The sequence below is a fragment of the Luteibacter sp. NPDC104163 genome, from assembly GCF_055584245.1.
In genome coordinates, this window is record NZ_JBVJMK010000007.1 from 193,424 (window position 1) to 209,674 (window position 16,251).

Genomic DNA, 16,251 nt, shown 5'->3' on the forward strand with positions numbered 1-16,251 from the left:
GGCCCGGCTGTTATGTCCGGTCGCGACGCGGCGCGCGACCCCGACCGGTAGCGAAACCGTTGCTGGCCGCTGTCGTCCCACAGAGGGTCACCGATCTCCTGACCTGTCAGACCGGCCCGGCCAGGAGGTCGAGTACCGCGAGAAGCTGTCGGCGCTGGTAGGGCTTGGCCAGGAAGATCGCTCCTTCTGGTACTTCCAGTGCACCTTCGGCATGACGCCCCGTGACGACCACGAGCGCCATGCGCGGCCAAGACTTGCGCACAGTATGTGCGAGCGCAAGTCCATCCCCCCGTTCGACGAGGTCGATGTCGGTCAGAACTGCGTCAAAGACGCCGTCATCGAGCGCTTCCAGCGCCTGCGGAACGCTGGCCGCCGGAGTCGTCAGCCAGCCGGCGACATTCAGGACATCGCAGGCAACCTCCCGCAGGGCCTCGTCGTCCTCGACAACGAGCACGTGTCTAAGCCCGGCTTTGACACGCTGGGGCTCTCGAACCAGGGAGGGCCGCGGACCGCCGCCCGCGGCCATTCGGGCATTGACCTTCTCGACAAGGGTTCGGACGGAATCGCAACACGCCCGGCTGCCTTGCGCACTTGCAAAAAAAAGGATGCGATCCCCTTCAAGCGAAAGCAGGGCTGAAGCCAGAGGGCCCTTGATCGACGCCGTCTCGAGCAAAAACGCATCTGTCCACGACGGGACAGGCACCATGTCGAGCATTGCTACCAGCGGCGCGTCGCGCACGACGTCAACGGTTTCCTTGAGCGGCGGGACGTCGAAGCCGACGATGCGAGGGTGGCGACTGATTGGCATCTTCGCTCCAGGTGGGCAGCGGTGGTGTCCGGGCCGCGCCCGGGACAAACAACTGGGATTTTCGCACGAAACGCGAAGGAGCGCCGAAGTTCATTCCCTTGCCACGTGCCACACGCCGGCAGCGTCTTCCTGCAGGACGGTCACCTCATCGCCCATCTGCTCCATCACCCGGGCCCTGTCACAAGCGGCCTGTAGCGCAAGGAGTCCGTCACTGTATGACTCACCGTCGGCACCGTTGATTGAAACGTGCCACGTACGCGAATTGTGGGCGGGATACATGATGTAGATGCGAACATGCGCCATTGCTGCTCCAGAGCACCAAACCGCCACCCAGTCGACGCGTGGCGACAGAAAAAAGCCCCTGATCAACAGGGGCATCGGCAACGGGACCCGGGGTGGCGAGCCGCTGTCCTTGGCCGAGGATCGTGCACAGCACGTCGTTGTTTCGTGACAAAGGGCGAACTGATGTCAGGAATCACGACCAGTGGGCTGCCATGGTCCGGAGCGTGCCGGGCCCGTCCCCGGCAGGACGAACCGCAACGCTCCTGCAAGGACCTCCCGGTCGAACGGCTTGGTCATCTTACGGACCCAAGGCAGATTCGCCGGGTCAACTTCGGCATAGCCCGTCGCCACGATGATGGGAAGGTGCGGACGCAAAGTGTGTGCCGCCAGTGCCAAGTCACGCCCGGACATTCCCGGCATGGCGTAATCCGTCAGGAGGACGTCGCATGCAGCTCCGCCCTCCAGGAGGTCCAAGGCCTGCTGCCCATGCTGTGCGCTCAATACCGCATGCCCCAGGCTTTCCAGCATCGCTGCGACCGTCTGATGCACCAAGGGGTCGTCGTCGACGAGCAGGACGCGAAGCGAAGGGGACGCGGACGCCCCTAACAAGGCAGATGGTGCGACAACACCTCCCGACTGACCCTCCATGCCGGGCAGCCACAACTCGACCCTGGTCCCATGACCGAGTTCACTGCGCAGCGTCACCCACCCACCTGACTGGGCGGCGAGCCCGTGGACCGTCGATAAGCCGAGACCAACACCCTTGCCTGTTTCCTTGGTCGTGAAAAACGGATCCATCGCTCGGGCTCGCGTGGCTTCATCCATGCCGACACCGTGATCGGTCACCGACAGGCACACATAACGTCCCTGCCCCTGCTCCTGCCCCGGCGAGGCTACGTCGGAAGGCTCGGCGCCCACCACAACGTGTCCTCCGCCGGGCAACGCGTCGCGCGCGTTGAGGACAAGATTGATGAGCGCAAGCTCGAGCTCATGGGGGTCGACAAAGATGGGGGGCATATCAGGAGCGACCTGCGTGGCAACGTCCACTCCCGGCCCCGCCGTCGCCCGCAGGAGTTCGAGCGAGCCATGAACAAGCTTCGCTGGATCGACTGGCTCGGGGCGAAGCGTCTGACGGCGCGCGAATCCCAGCATGCGCCTTGTAAGGTTCGTACCGCGCTCGATACTGGCCGTTGCAATTCGAGCCAGGGTCTCGGTGCGCTCATCATCCGGCAGCCTCAATCTCATCAAGTCGAGGCTGCCCCGGATGGCCATCAGAAGGTTGTTGAAGTCATGCGCCACTCCGCCCGTCAGTTTCCCCAGGGCCTCCATTTTTTGAGCGTGGAACAGGGCTTCACGGGCCTCGTCGAGTTCCCTTCTCGCGTTTCGTTGCTCGGTGGCATCGCGGGTGACCTTGGCGAACCCCAGCACCTCGCCTTCCGCAGAGCTGATCCTGTCGATGATGACATGCGCCCAAAAGCGCGTCCCGTCCTTGCGCATCCGCCATCCCTCCCCCTCCGATCGGCCCTCCTTCGCAGCTTTAGCGAGGTTGGCCGCAGGAGCGTCGGCCTGGCGGTCCTCCGGTGTATAAAACTGCGCAAAATGCCGGCCAATGATTTCTGCTGCGTCGTAGCCCTTTATGCGGCGGGCCCCCGCATTCCACGTGACAACGTATCCTTGCGGGTCAATCATGTAAATCGCACAGTCAACGACGCCATCAATGAGCAGTCGAAGCTGGGTCTCACTTTGGGCCAGAGGGTTGGCTTCGCCCATCGAACCAGTAGTCGTCATGAAGGAGGCTCCTGCGGAGCACGGTCTCCATGGCGCGCTCCGATCGAAAAAATCGGCGGAAACACTAGAAAATTCAGTGTTAAGAGCATGTCGAGGCGAACAGCAGCGTGAGCGCGCGTCGCACTATGGCTTTTTTCGCCGGAGCGGATGGCTTGACCAGGCGGGGCGATGGGCGTATTGGAGCGGGGTCGGACGCCCGTCGGGGCTTGAACAGGAGGTGTTCCTTGACTTCCCCTCATTCCAGACCGCTTGCCGTGGTCATCGAGCCTCATCCGATTGTGGCCGACACCGTTGCCGATTGCCTGCGTGACCATGGTTACGACGTCCTTTGTGTCCCCACGCACCTTGGGGCTGCGGCCGTTGTCATTGACCGCGAGCGGGTCGATTTTCTCGCTGCTGCCGTTCCCGCTCCGGGAGAGGATCGCTCCGGCTCATACCTGGCCGTGGCACGCTTGAAGAATCCCGGCATGGCCATTGTGGTGATGCTCTCGGACCCCGACGAGCCCACCGAGGACGCGCCTTTGACGGCTGCGCGATTGATCAAGCCTTTCGACCGCCAGGCGCTCAACCGTGCGATTGATGAAGCATGCCATGCCGCCTGACCTGCGCACTCGCGCACAACATCCCCTGCTGAAAAAAGGGAGAGAATCGCGGTATGGTGCAATCCCATCGCCTATTAGGTGTCCCCGTGTTGCGCGAACCGGTCCGCTCTTCTGTTCTTGCCTCGGTCGGCTATGATCCGGACCATCGAATCCTTGAAATCGAATTTCTCTCGGGCGCGGTCTATCGCTACTCGAATGTTGAGCCGCTGCTTCATGTGCGTTTGATGCAAGCGCCTTCCAAGGGGCGTTTCTTTGACGCGGCCATCCGGGACGCCAAACCCTTCGAACAGGTCTCGTGACGTGAACAGGGCCGGATCCCTACAGCGCTGAAGGTCGCCGCGCCGAATTGCTTGCCAGCGTCCGGCAAGGAGTCGTCAATCCACATCGTCCGGATGCGCGCGATCCATCCATCCCGCGGGGCGGTTCATGGACCACTCGAGGTCCCTTGCGGTGGCATCCCCAATGGTTCCCCCGCCGAAGATTCGGTCGAGCTCAGCGCGCGTCATTCCAAAGAGGCCCGGCAACGCCGACTCTCCCGCGCCCTCCGAGCGCAGTTCACGAACGAGCACCATGAAGTTCCTGTAGCGCGTTGTATGCATGTGTCGACCCGCCCTGTTGCCATTGTGTCCTGTCCCCTGTCGCACCGACCCCGCACGGTGGACCAGGGACTTTGACAGCCCGTTTGCAGCGTGCGTCCTGCCGATGTCACCCCAGGACTTGCTGCGCTGCCGTTACGGCGCTGCGGCTCGCAAGTCACGGGCAGTCACACCGATCCCCGAGCCGGCGAAGCCGACCCTGCTTCAACGCCGGGAAATCGAAATAATGTCCCATACCGACAACGTCCAGCGGAGATCAACAACGCCGGGCCAGCGCCCCCGTCCCGCTCGCTGGCGGGCTTGCCATGAGGCGTCGGTATCGATCAGGGACGGGATACCGGGATTGCGGCCACCAATGCTGCGGCAATGACATCCTGTCCCAACCGCTCCACGTCCTCGAGCCTGAACGCGTCCACGGCAGCCCGGGCAATGTCGTACGCGTGCGAAAGCGCCTGACTGTACGAAGGTAGAAACTCGGGGAGGGTGCGTTGGCACAGGACCCCTCCGTCCACCCGGCCGATGGAAAAGCTGGCAATGTAGCCCTTGCCGACAACTGGCTGGGCGGCGATGTCCACGGTATAGGGAGCGAACTGGGTCATGACAAGGCACTCATTGGGACAACCTAGGATGGCCCGAAACCTCGTGATGACATCGTCGATGCCTAACCGCCTGATGTCGGGCCGGACGAGAGTGGCGGCCGCCCTTTCGACGCAGCCCGTCCGGGTCGGCACCGCCGACGACGCTGACATGGCGGCCGACGCAAACCCCACTTTGCCCGCGACCGGCAACAGAAAATTCCAGAAAGGCGATCATGTGTCCTTTGCCGCAACGTAGCGTCGTGCATGGGCAATTGAGGGTTAGGGACGCGTGGCGCGTTCGGCCGCGGGATTGAGGCTTTAGCAGCAATTTTGCCCCGGGGTCATGGTCATTGTAGACGCGGCGACTTCGCAGGGAGCCCGGATGCCCCAGCCCCCAGGGCGCGCGATCTCCACCGCATCAGCGGGGTCACGCTGACGCCGTGCGCCAGGACGCTCACGGTTACAACCGTGATGACGATGCCCTCCAATGTGCCCAGGCGGTCCCGTTGCAGCCCATGCCCGACAGCAAACGCAAGATAGTTCAGGCTGCCCAGTCCCCGGATGCCAAACCAGCCGATCATGGCCCGTCGCTGCCAGGGGATTCCGCTCCAGATGGTCGAGAGCCAGACGGAGGCAGGTCGAATCACCACCATCAAGCAAGCCGCGACCCCTATCCCAGTCCAGCTCAATGCTGGCATCGCCGCGACGCCGACCGCCATGACCAAGGCGGCGGCAATGAGACGCTCCACCGTCTCGCCAAATGACAGGGCATCGGAGACCACCCAACCCGCGACATGACCGGGATGCTCGATGGCTGCACCTGCCCGCTCGTTCGGGTTGACCCGCGTCTCAGCCGGCGCCAGGTCGGCCGGGTCCGCACGGACATCCTTGGCTGCCTGCTGACTGACCCGGAGTTCCACCCTGCGCAGGCCGACGCCGGAGGCAAAGGCCGCCACGAAGCCCGACGCGTGAAGGGACTCGGCGACGGCGTACACCCCAATCACTATCCCGAGCGCCAGGAAGTCGCTCGGCGCCACATCCCGTGCAGCGTGGCGCAAATGGATACCGAGGCGCCCCATCCCCCAGCCGCCGAGAAAGCCAATGGCTACCCCACCGGTCAAGTTCCAGAAGACGTCGACCGACAGCCAGTGCACCCAGACCTGACCGAATGTCACTCCGGGGATCATCGCCAACGCGAGGACCAGCACCGGTAGCGCGGTAGCGTCGTTCAGGCCGGCCTCTCCGGAGATTGCCACGCGGAGGGCATCGTCGTCCCTCGCGTCATCGACCGATACGAGCGAGGCCAGGACCGGATCGGTCGGGCTGACCATGGCGGCAAGCGCCAGCGCCCACGGCAGGGGCCATTGCAAAGCGACCATGGCGAGAAGGGTCACGCCTGCCGCCGTCAGGGCCATGCCGCCCAGCGCAAGACGCAACGCCATCCGCCAGCCTCCGTGGGAGAAAGGCAGCCGCAGTTTCAGCCCCGTGATGAACAGGGAAACGACCATGGCCGCCTCGGAGAGCGACCTGAGCCAATGAATGTGATCAGCGGTCAGGGGCAGTCGGGTCAGCGCCAACAGTCCTGGTCCCACAGCGATGCCCGCCAGCAGGTAAATGGCGAACGTGGTCACCGGTGCCCGACGAATCCACCCCGACAAAAAGGAGGTGACCAGGAGCAGGCCAGCGGCAAAGAGGAACCATCCGAGGGTGGGCATGGCCCATCGTTACGAGGGACGGATCAAGAAGGCGCGAAGCAGTGGCAGGCGCCAGAAGCTGGGTCCGTGGCCGAGGGTCCGAGCGTTGGCGGAGCGTCCTGGTGAGCGCTGATGAGGGCAGTGGCCCACGCGCATCCAGCAGGCGCTTCGCCTTGCAGGACAGTGATGCGCGTCGGAGCCGCTTGTCCCCCGTGGGCATGCGTCTGCCTGGCCCGGACCGGGTGATGCACAATGGTGACGGCTCGGGGACCACTGCAAGCCGACTTGTCGTCTTGCCGGCAGGATCGGTTAGCGGCGCAAGCCCGCCTGGGACGTCCTGGCCTCGCCAAGGGACGTACCCATGGCCTCTGGCACGGCCTTCCGCTCAGTGCCCGCCAGGACTCCCGCGGGCCACCGCAAGGCCTGCCGCCGATATAGCAAAGCGCCATCGGCCAACACGACCTGAAGGTGAGAGGGTACACGGCGCCGCCGAGGCCAAGTTCGTCCCGGCGACCCTGCCCTGCTGGTCAACGACCTGCCTTCGTTGCCTTCATCGGTGTCGGTACGCAACACGGCCCCATCCCCCTGGAGACGCCCTGCGCCGCCTCACCTTTCCTGACAGGACTGGTCTGCGGACACCGCGGGGAAGTCCGCTTCTACCCTGTCAAGGGTCATGTCATCCCGACTCCCGGGTCGGCTGAGATCCCACGGCCCTCACCGGACCGGCGTGCCCTTTCGGCCCGGCGCACGTACTCGTCGCGAATCTTGTCTAGTGCCGCTTGGTCCAGATGCTCGAGATCCATCAATTCATCGTTCGCGTGTTTGAGCGCGCCGATAATTTCGTCGAGTTTCAAATGGACCGCGCAAGAGTCGCGGTTTTGAGAGCCCTGAATCAGGAAGACCATGAGAAACGTGACTATCGTCGTGCCGGTGTTGATAACCAATTGCCAGGTTTCGCTGTAATGGAACACCGGGCCACATGCGCCCCAGATGGCGACGAGGACCGCAGCGCCGATGGATGCCGCAGGCGTGCCCGAGGCACTGGCCGCCCATGTGGTCAGGCGGTTGAACAAGGAGGGGTTTGACATGTGGATATCTTGAATGGACCTGCGTCACATATACGAAATCCAGAGGCGATCGTGTGAGGACGCAACTTCCTGCGGTCAGCCGACGGTCGAATTGACGGATCTGAAGGCCGGCGCTCGTCGCCCGTCGACCAAGACTGTTTCCGTTACCGTTGCCGTCAGGCCAACTGCCTCCTGCAGAGCCGGACTAGTCCTCGACCGTCCGCATACGTTCGTCCTCCTCAGCGGCGTCTGAAAGCCTCTATGCGACGAACGATTTTCCCAGTCGCTCTGCCCGCGAATAGGCGGACGTCCTTGCCTCATCCCGACCAGACGCCCTGGTCGGGGCCGCGCTTCGCACCGTCGGATCACATCAGGCGTCAGTGGACCTGGCCGCAGTGGAGGCAGGTCCGGTCCTTCAAGAGCACCGGACGCCGTCCTGCTGGCCCTCCTCACCCGGACGTCCTGGATGACTGGCAGCCCATGTATCCCTTAAAGGATCGCCGCGGTCAGCACGCAACAGTGGCCCAGCACGACCACGGTGGCCTTACCGAGGGAATGCATGGGCTCCGCAACAGATATGAGCTTCTAGCGGCGATCAGTCAGCCAGACGCGGATGAGGGAGAGCAGCTTGTCGACGTCCAGCGGCTTTGCCACATAGTCACTTGCACCCGCTTCAAGGGCCTGGGCGCGATCGTCGGGCATGGCCTTGGCCGTGAGTGCAATGATGGGCAGCTTTCCGAAACGGGGGTCCTGACGGATTTCCCGCGTGGCGGTCAGCCCGTCCTTGACGGGCATCATGATGTCCATCAAGACAAGCTCGATTGGCTCCTGGCCGCCAGAGCCCGATTGCGCCAGCAGGTCGATCGCCTCCTGACCGTTCCGGGCGACGGTAACGATACATCCATGCGGCTCGAGGACGTTCATGAGGGCAAAGACGTTCCGCACATCGTCCTCGACGAGCATGATGCGTCGCCCCTCGAGAACGGAGTCACGATGCAGTGCCGCGCGGACCATGCCCTGCTGGGGTTCAGGCAGCTCACTCACCACCTGGTGGAGGAACAGGGTCACTTCATCAAGAAGGCGTTCAGGGGATTTCGCCCCCTTGATGATGATGGAATTCGAATACCGCCGCAGGCGATCTTCCTCCGCCGACGACAATACGCGGCCGGTGTACACAATGACCGGCGGAAAGGCGTGCTCGTCGCTGGCGCTCATTGCTTCAAGAAGGGCAAGGCCCGACGTGTCCGGCAACGAGAGGTCAAGGACCATGCAGTCGAAGGTCTGGGTCTTCAACGCGGTGAGGCACTCGGCCGCCGTTGCCGCGCCCACCGTTTCCACGTCTGCCGTGGCCAGCAGATGGCGGATGGCGTCAAGCTGGACCGCGTCGTCTTCGACCACCAGCACGCGCCGCGGACGTTGCGATAGCCGGGCCTCGAGCGAGTCGAGGACACTGCCAAGGTCGTCCTGGCTCACCGGTTTGACGAGATATCCCACCGCACCGAGCGACAGCGCTGTACGCGAATGGTCCGTACCGGAGACGACATGGATGGGGATGTGGCGGGTGCGTACATCGTGCTTGAGGATATCGAGCACGTGGAGGCCCGACTGATCCGGCAGACCAATGTCCAGAACAATCGCCTGGGGAAGCTGCTCGCGTGCCATGATGAGCGCTTCACCCGCAGTGCTGGCGTGGATGGTGCGGAACCCCATCCCCTGCGCCTGACTGCCAACGATCTCCGCGAACGCCGCGTCGTCCTCGATGACCAGGATGAGGCGCCCTGCCTCCGAATCGCGTCCGGGGAGAACCGAGGGTGAAAAAGCAGCGGGCGCGGGGGTCAGGGCGGGGACCGGTACAGGCGCGTCGACGCGCCGGCGTACAGGCTCCGGTAGCGCTGGCGCACGTGATTCCTGCCCGACCGTCATCCCATCCAATGCCGACGCCACCGTCAAGGTGAACGTGCTCCCCATGCCCGGCTCGCTTGCCACATGGATGGCGCCTCCAAGGAGGCGCGCGAGCTCCTGGGAAATGGACAGACCGAGTCCTGTGCCGCCGTACCTGCGGCTGATGGACCCGTCGGCCTGCTGGAACGCGTCGAAGATGCGTCCCTGCTGGTCGGGCGCGATGCCGATGCCCGTGTCGGTCACCGCAAATGCAACCATGCCACCCCGTTCGGAACGCGCCGACACCGTCACGCCGCCGGTCTCGGTGAACTTCACCGCATTCGACAGCAGGTTCTTGAGGACCTGCTCGAGTCGCTGGCGGTCCGTCTCGATCACGGGCGGACAGCCGGATTCGACGGTCACGGCAAAGCTCAGTCCCTTTTCTGCAGCCAGCGGGGACATGCGGGCGGCAAGGTCACTGAGAAGCGCGTCGACGGACACCGGTTCGGGGTGCGTCTCGACATGCCCCGCCTCAATCTTGGACAGATCCAGGATGTCGTTGATGAGCGTCAACAGGTCGTTGCCCGACGCGTGGATGGTCCGGGCAAACTTGACCTGCTCATCGGTGAGGTTTCCGGGCGCATTGTCGGCCAGGAGCTTTGAGAGGATGAGCGCAGAGTTGAGCGGGGTCCGGAGCTCATGGCTCATGTTTGCAAGAAACTCTGACTTGTAGCGACTTGCCCGCTCGACTTCTTCCGCTTTGGCTTCAATGGCACGATTTGCGGCCGACAGTGCGTCGCGCTGCGCGCTCAACTGCTGGGAGTGGTCAGCGAGGTGCGCGTTGGTCTGCTCGAGCTCCGCTTGCTGCTCTTCGAGTTCGTGCTGCGACTCACGCAGCGCCTGGCTTTGTTCCTCGAGCTCCTCGTTTGAAACGCGAAGCTCCTCCTGCTGGACCTGAAGTGCTTCGGATTGGCGCTGCGTCTCCTGGAGAAGGCGGCCGAGCTCGGCACGGTAGGCGGCTGACCGAAGCGCCACGGCAATCGCCGGCGACGCCTGTTCGAGCAAGGCGACGACATCGGCGTCGACGGCCTTGAAAAAGCCGAGTTCAATGACGCCGTGAACCTCACCGTCCACCACCCCGGGCGCAATCACCAGATGCTTCGGCTCTCCCTGGCCAAGGCCGGACCCGACTGTGACATAGCCTGCTGGCACGTCGGAGACAACCAGGACTTCCCTTTCATCAGCGGCCCGGGCAACGAGGGTGCCCCCTGCCGCCCGGCTTGCAATGCCTGCGGCCGGGGCCAGCCCCACAGCGCCGACACATCGCAGCGCATCGTCTGCCCGGGCAAAGAGGACGCCCGCCTGGGCATTTGCAAAGCGCGCCAGGAAACCAAGGATGGCGGCTGCGACCTCTTCGATGTCCTTGTCACCGCTCATGGCAGACGCCAACTCCAGCCGTCCCATCTGCAACCACGCTTCCCGCGCCTGCGCACGGGCATTGCGGCGGATGAGGACCGCCACAAACAGGGTGAGTCCGACCCCAAGCAAGGCGCTGGCTGCCCCGCTGGTCAGCGCTGTGCCGTAGGCGGTCTCCATCTCGGCGAGGCGACGTGTGCGTTGGTCAAATTCGACTGCCCGCATCGCTGCCAGACGCGCACGAATGTCATCCATCGCGACCTTGCCGCGGTCGGAGGAGACAACGGCAAGGGCGGCATCGAGCCCCTTGTCGCGGCGCAACTCGATGGTTTCTTTCAGTTCTTCGAGTTTGTCGTTCACCCGCGCGCCAAGCTCCCGCAGCCGCGCCTGCTGGCCAGCGTCCCCGTCGAGCGCCAGGCGGATGGTGTCAACCCGGGTGGGGATGACCGACAGCGCCGTGCGATATGGGTCCAGATACGCATCATTGCCCGTGAGCAGGAATCCACGTTGGCCCGTCTCGGCATCCTGGATGCTCGAGAGGATGTCCGCGAGCGCTGCGACCGTTTCCTGGGAGCGGATGACCTGTGCATTGTCGGCACGGATGGTACGGATGTTGGCCCCGGCAAGAAGCCCGCTGGCCACAAAGAACACCACCACCACCACGAGGGCGACCAAGGTCCCGGCATCAGCCCGGGTGCGACGGGGGGAATGGCTGGACTGCTTCGTCATGGGAGGATCGTTTGTAGGTAATCCCCTGAATTTAACACGCGGTGCCCTCTGCACCAGCGTTTTCGTTCCGGGTGTCGACCTGTGCCAGAAGAAGGAGGTTATCAACGCCGGATCACTGCCGGGCTCGCTCCTCACCGGCCAGCGTCCGAATGATGGGCATATGGGACCCGTCTTTCGGATACACGCCGGCTCGCCGTCGGCCCTCTTGTCAGAAACCGCATCCCAGGTTCCGACGGGCCAACAATGCCCACGGTCATAGGCCACTGGCCAAGCCCCGCGCATGCGCACCGTCCCGCGGTCAATGAAGGACGCGTCGGCCACCGAACCGGGCATCCACGACCAGCGGGGCCAAAGCCGGCTGAAGAAACGGGTTGGACACCTCTGCGAGTGTGGTCACGCATGAGTCCGGTGGCAAAAGGCCGAGGTGCCCCGAGACGTCGGCGGCCTGTCGCTATATCGACCACGGCAGGCGCTCAAGCCGAACAAGGACCTCCATTCCTCATCATGGCATGGTTAAAAAGCAGCACGATGCCAACTCAAGCGACGGGATTCTATCCCCGCCAACGGGTGGCCGCGGTTCCGGGCGGCAATGGATACAGCGGGGTTTGCACGCAACTGCGCAGACTTACTTAGATAAATCTGTGCATGACAGCGACGTGTGGGGAATGGTTTCGGTGTAAAGTCCCTGTCGTTGCGCTTGATTCCATGCAAACGCCCATGACCATGCCGGGCGCGCCACGATCGCCCCGTCAGCTCGGGGCCCCGCATCTGCAATAGATGCATACGCGCAGGCACCAGGGCGGGAACTGGAACGTGGTCGGGAGCACAGATGGCTCAGGCAACCGAGGGTACCGGACGGAGAAACGTGCATCGTCCACGCGTTGTCTTTGCCGACGATCACCGCATGGTTGCCGAAGGCATTATCCGGCTGATTGATGGGTCCTATGAACTCGCTGCGTTGGCCCAGGAAGGAAATGCCTTGCTTGACAAGGTTCGCTTCCACAAACCGGACCTCGTCCTTGCAGACATCAATATGCCCGGCCCGAATGGACTGGATGTTTTGAAGGCCCTCCGTGCGGAGGGCAATGCCGTGCGGTATGTCTTTCTCACCATGCATGCTGAGCCTGCGCTGGCTGTCGCGGCCATGCGTGCGGGCGCCAATGGCTATGTGCTCAAGCTGGCTGCCGGTGATGACTTGCTGGGTGCACTGCAGTTGGTCATGGATGGTCACAGTTATGTGTCCCCCTCGCTTGGCGCGAGCTATCTACGGCACCACCTGGTTGATCTGCATGAACTCACGCCCAAGCAGCGGGAGGTGCTTCGCCTTGTCGGCTCCGGCCTGCGCTCGAAACAGATCGCTGCGCAAATGGGCTTGTCCCTGCGTACGGTTGAGGCACACAAGTACGCGATGATGCAAATCCTCGATGTTCACACAACCCTGGAACTCATTCGCCGCGCCGAGACCCTGGGCTTGTTCTTCTAGGCGCCGTATTACGCCAGCGCCGTCAAGCGCTGCGACTCCGAGGCCGTACCTCGCGGGGGGTGCGGTCGACGGGTGCCAGCCGCGCTCGGACCGCCCCCATTGGATGGCAGATTGAAGCGTCTGACCCGCGATCAGTCCGGAACCTCGCGCCAACGGTCAAGGTCGACCTTAGACGTCTTCACTATCCATCCAAAACGGGCGCTTGCGCCTTATCCATTCAACTTCGCGGGCAAAGACATCCGGCACCCGCAAGCCGTTCAACATCGCGTCCAGCCAGCGGGCGCTGGTGCGAAGTGCCCGCGCCTGAGCCGCAAGAGCAGTGATTCCATCCCCACTCATCTCATCGAGCACCTCACGCAAGCGCGCGTGGCGCGCGCGCTGAACAGAATCCGCCGCCGCACGATCCGTCATCGCATTACGACGGTCGATGGCTTCCCGAAGCGCATCCGCGAGCAGGGTCAATGCTGGCCACCAGGCGTTGTCCGAACCCATATCAGTGAGCCGGAGGATGGACGAAAGGCGTTCGGCAGCCTCAGCGATTGATGGCCGCGAGGACGCGCGTGCAACGGTCGCTATCCGCTCGGAAAGGTCGATGGCCTCATCGATTCGGCCTTCCTCAATGGCGGATGCCAAGGCATGCGCATGGTCAACTATCTCGTAGAGTTCCATGGCCCTCTCCACATCATGCCGGAGCGCGCGTGACCTGGCGGGTCCGTATGCGTGACCCTACTATACCCCGCCCCGCACGAACCCTGCCCCCCGTCGGTTGTCCAGCACAGGGGACAAAGGCGAACTGCAGGTCGGGCGAATCACCTGATCCCCAGGTGATCCAGTGGGCGAGACGGTGCCACGTGTGCAACCGGAGACGGCGCGTCGACGATATTGCGAAATGTCCCTCGCCGGGATGGAGCGCCGCTCAAAGGTGGCGCGGGCAGGCCCGTGATTTGTCACTTCCGACCCGCCGGGTGCCGAACGCGACGAGCACCAGGCAATCCGGCGTCACCCCGACCGCGTGACTAGGAGGCAGAGGTAAACGAGGGCTGGCCTTGACGACGAGACCCACCGGCCTTGGGCATTGCGGGAGGTCCCGTTTTTCGCAGACGCCGATTCCCCGCTGCGCCAGACCAAGACTTGAGCCCTTGTGCATCGGATCGACACATTTGTGGTGCTATCCATAAGACTCACCAGGGACAGCCGATGACTTTTCTCAACCACCTCATCAGCCCCGAGCCATTGGGTTGGCTCGCCTCGCTGATTTTGTTGTCAACAATTGGACGACAGATCTGGCGGCAAGCCCATGCCCCAACGGTCGAAGCCGTCTCGAAATGGCTGTTTATCGGACAGATGGCAGCATCCGCGCTGTACCTTTCCTACAGCGTCCTCGTCAAAAATCCCGTGTTCATCGTGAGCAATGCGGCACTCCTCGTGGCGGGCGTGACCGGGCAAGTCATTTACCTGCGTCGTCGGGCCAAGACGGCGCACTGACTGTTGGCGTTGCTCGACTCGGTTCCCGTGGGAAAGGTGCGCCCGACTCCGTTCTGGGATGGCACCAAGTCGCTCAACCAAGAGTGCCTCTGGGTCTCCTCCGGTCGCCAAGAGTTCGGGCGCGTCGCGCGTCCTGCCGGCCATCGCAGCCGCGCATTGGACAAACGCTATGCGATACCGGCTCACCTGACGGCCGCTGCCATCCCGTGTCGAGCCGTCGGGTAGTGGGCGCGTCCCGTTGTGAGAGCCTGATGCATCGGTGGCAGTCTTGCACCTGTCCGAACGGTCGGGACGCATTTTCCGTCTGATGGAGTACGTGCCTGCCTGGGAGCGCTACCCAGGCAGGTGGCCACAGGCGGCCGCGATATCAGTCCGGCCGCATGGGGCCGTCTGCGAACCGACGACGCACAGGTCGATTAAAGTGTGGCCCCCTGGAAAACGGGGGCATCGTGCCTGCCGGGCCTTGGTTCCCTGTTTAGATTGCCGATGGGACGGCAAGGTCGAGCCCTACGTTGCCGGCCTCCTTGTTCCGCGTCCAGCACATTGGCGGCTCCGGAGGAAGCACCGGACTCGACGGTCTGCAGGCAACGCTATGCCTTTTTCAGGTAGCAGGTCTTCAGCACCAGCACGCTCTTTCCTTCGCGGCATTCGACTTCCATCTCATTGTCAGTGAGGTGAATTCCCTTGAACTGCTTTCCACGCTTGAGCGTAAGGGACGCACCTTTCACCTTCAGGTCCTTGATGACCAGAACACTGTCGCCTTCCGCGAGTTCGTTTCCGTTGGTGTCACGTACTGCCATGGTGCGTTTTCCAGAATGAAGCGATTGAATGACGATCGGGGCGATGATTGGCCTATACCGCCCCGCCATGCCTATTTGCGGCGGCCGCTTGACCCGACCCAGCGCACCTCACCGACAAGCTTTGTCCGCATCGCGTCCCAAAGCGGGCTGGCCTTCTGGGGGTCGTCGAGGTGCCTTGCGACGCCCTCCGCCATCACATGTGCGAGTTCCAACGGCAGCGGCAGGGGTCCACCCGCCCAGTACCGCAATTGCATGGGCGCAAGCCGATCGCCCTCTTCCATAAGGGGAAGTACCGCCCTGAATGCATCTGCCTGTGCCTTGCGCGTCTGGGCATCGACCTCGGCAGCCACAGCAGCCATCCGTGCCGTTTGATTGGTCCGTTTCAGGTAGGCGGCATACGGGGCCATGCACTCACCAAAGAGCGAGCGGCACCGTGTGCCGATGCTGACAGGGCGCCCGACCGGACTGTCGAGCCGGGCCATGGTCAGGCGAACGGGCAGCCGCATAACCATGGCAGCGAGCGTTGCCTCTGCGATGGTCTCGTCCGCATGGAGGGACGCGAAAAATTGTGGTGCGGCCTTCGCAAGCCATGAGCGGTTGCCCGCGGTTACTTGTTGACCGAAGCGCTGTTCTGCCGCCGATACGGCCTCGCCGAGACGGGACCAGGCATGAGCGACCTCGGGCCAGCAAAAGACACGAATCGATCGCAGCGCATCTGACGAGTCCGCCGGGGATCGGGTCGAGGTCGCCCACACGGCGACCTGGGCAGCGGGTAGTGCACCGGCGGACGGCGAGTGCGCCGCGTTACTCACCGTCTGCCGCCGGCGTGGGACCGTCTACGTGCCACGGGCGGCCCGAGACCCGCTCGATGTAGTCGCGAATGAGTTGCCGCACCACCTGCGAAGGCGTGGTGTCTTGCTCTTCGCAAAGGCGCTCGAAAACCGCCTTCTTCCGGGGATCGATGAGGATGGTCAACCGGGCGGTCCGCGCTTCCTGGGTCATGGCGTTCTCCGATGCACATTCAATTATCATAGCATGTGCA

The 16,251-nt window shown here is 63.5% G+C and carries 15 protein-coding genes and 1 pseudogene; 5 read left to right on the top strand and 11 right to left on the bottom strand.

The genetic code is table 11. The features are described 5' to 3' along the window. Positions 1-106: 106 nt before the first annotated feature. The 3 genes from ACZ6YI_RS11160 to ACZ6YI_RS11170 form a co-directional block, all read right to left on the bottom strand. A complete protein-coding gene (locus tag ACZ6YI_RS11160; RefSeq protein WP_465778708.1) occupies positions 107-808 on the bottom strand; it encodes a response regulator in 702 nt (233 codons plus the stop codon). Positions 809-898: 90 nt separating this feature from the next. Then, a complete protein-coding gene (locus tag ACZ6YI_RS11165) occupies positions 899-1,111 on the bottom strand; it encodes a hypothetical protein (protein ID WP_465778709.1) in 213 nt (70 codons plus the stop codon). Positions 1,112-1,276: 165 nt separating this feature from the next. Then, positions 1,277-2,878: a PAS domain S-box protein gene (locus tag ACZ6YI_RS11170; protein ID WP_465778710.1), complete on the bottom strand. Its 1,602-nt coding sequence runs from the start codon at positions 2,876-2,878 to the stop codon at positions 1,277-1,279. Between the two features lie 224 nt (positions 2,879-3,102). On the opposite strand from ACZ6YI_RS11170, the gene ACZ6YI_RS11175 reads away from it, so the two are divergent. Further along, on the top strand, positions 3,103-3,480 hold the full coding sequence (locus ACZ6YI_RS11175; protein ID WP_465778711.1) for a hypothetical protein: 378 nt from the start codon (positions 3,103-3,105) through the stop codon (positions 3,478-3,480). A gap of 86 nt (positions 3,481-3,566) precedes the next feature. Beyond that, positions 3,567-3,779, top strand: coding sequence for a KTSC domain-containing protein (locus ACZ6YI_RS11180; protein WP_465778712.1), 213 nt, complete (start codon positions 3,567-3,569; stop codon positions 3,777-3,779). Between the two features lie 620 nt (positions 3,780-4,399). Here the strand turns inward: ACZ6YI_RS11180 and ACZ6YI_RS11185 are convergent. Next, a complete protein-coding gene (locus tag ACZ6YI_RS11185; protein WP_465778713.1) occupies positions 4,400-4,675 on the bottom strand; it encodes a hypothetical protein in 276 nt (91 codons plus the stop codon). A gap of 28 nt (positions 4,676-4,703) precedes the next feature. On the opposite strand from ACZ6YI_RS11185, the gene ACZ6YI_RS11190 reads away from it, so the two are divergent. Continuing rightward, the gene (locus tag ACZ6YI_RS11190; RefSeq protein ID WP_465778714.1) at positions 4,704-4,910 is read left to right on the top strand and encodes a hypothetical protein; all 207 of its coding nucleotides are present in this window, start codon (positions 4,704-4,706) and stop codon (positions 4,908-4,910) included. A 91-nt stretch (positions 4,911-5,001) separates the two neighbouring features. Here the strand turns inward: ACZ6YI_RS11190 and ACZ6YI_RS11195 are convergent, their stop codons facing one another. The 3 genes from ACZ6YI_RS11195 to ACZ6YI_RS11205 form a co-directional block, all read right to left on the bottom strand. Next, the gene (locus ACZ6YI_RS11195; protein WP_465778715.1) at positions 5,002-6,369 is read right to left on the bottom strand and encodes a cation:proton antiporter; all 1,368 of its coding nucleotides are present in this window, start codon (positions 6,367-6,369) and stop codon (positions 5,002-5,004) included. Positions 6,370-7,019: 650 nt separating this feature from the next. Then, on the bottom strand, positions 7,020-7,436 hold the full coding sequence (locus ACZ6YI_RS11200; RefSeq protein ID WP_465778716.1) for a low affinity iron permease family protein: 417 nt from the start codon (positions 7,434-7,436) through the stop codon (positions 7,020-7,022). A 564-nt stretch (positions 7,437-8,000) separates the two neighbouring features. After that, entirely contained in the window at positions 8,001-11,441 is a 3,441-nt protein-coding gene (locus ACZ6YI_RS11205; RefSeq protein WP_465778717.1) for a response regulator, read from the bottom strand. 829 nt (positions 11,442-12,270) lie between these two features. Between ACZ6YI_RS11205 and ACZ6YI_RS11210 the strand changes: the two genes are divergently transcribed. Continuing rightward, positions 12,271-12,924 (top strand): response regulator, encoded by a 654-nt coding sequence (locus ACZ6YI_RS11210; RefSeq protein ID WP_465778718.1) that lies wholly within the window; start codon positions 12,271-12,273, stop codon positions 12,922-12,924. Positions 12,925-13,092: 168 nt separating this feature from the next. Here the strand turns inward: ACZ6YI_RS11210 and ACZ6YI_RS11215 are convergent, their stop codons facing one another. Continuing rightward, positions 13,093-13,593: a hypothetical protein gene (locus ACZ6YI_RS11215; protein WP_465778719.1), complete on the bottom strand. Its 501-nt coding sequence runs from the start codon at positions 13,591-13,593 to the stop codon at positions 13,093-13,095. 528 nt (positions 13,594-14,121) lie between these two features. On the opposite strand from ACZ6YI_RS11215, the gene ACZ6YI_RS11220 reads away from it, so the two are divergent. Further along, positions 14,122-14,409 (top strand): hypothetical protein, encoded by a 288-nt coding sequence (locus tag ACZ6YI_RS11220; RefSeq protein ID WP_465778720.1) that lies wholly within the window; start codon positions 14,122-14,124, stop codon positions 14,407-14,409. 590 nt (positions 14,410-14,999) lie between these two features. Here ACZ6YI_RS11220 and ACZ6YI_RS11225 read toward each other — a convergent pair. The 3 genes and pseudogenes from ACZ6YI_RS11225 to ACZ6YI_RS11235 all read right to left on the bottom strand — a co-directional run. Continuing rightward, positions 15,000-15,212 (bottom strand): annotated as a pseudogene (locus ACZ6YI_RS11225) (PhnA domain-containing protein); the annotation flags it as partial. Between the two features lie 68 nt (positions 15,213-15,280). Continuing rightward, positions 15,281-16,021 carry a hypothetical protein gene (locus ACZ6YI_RS11230; RefSeq protein ID WP_465778721.1) on the bottom strand — a complete coding sequence of 247 codons (741 nt, stop codon included), beginning with the start codon at positions 16,019-16,021 and terminating at the stop codon, positions 15,281-15,283. After that, positions 16,014-16,211 carry a CopG family transcriptional regulator gene (locus ACZ6YI_RS11235; protein ID WP_465778722.1) on the bottom strand — a complete coding sequence of 66 codons (198 nt, stop codon included), beginning with the start codon at positions 16,209-16,211 and terminating at the stop codon, positions 16,014-16,016. Before ACZ6YI_RS11235 ends, ACZ6YI_RS11230 begins: the two co-directional genes overlap by 8 nt. Positions 16,212-16,251: the final 40 nt, after the last annotated feature.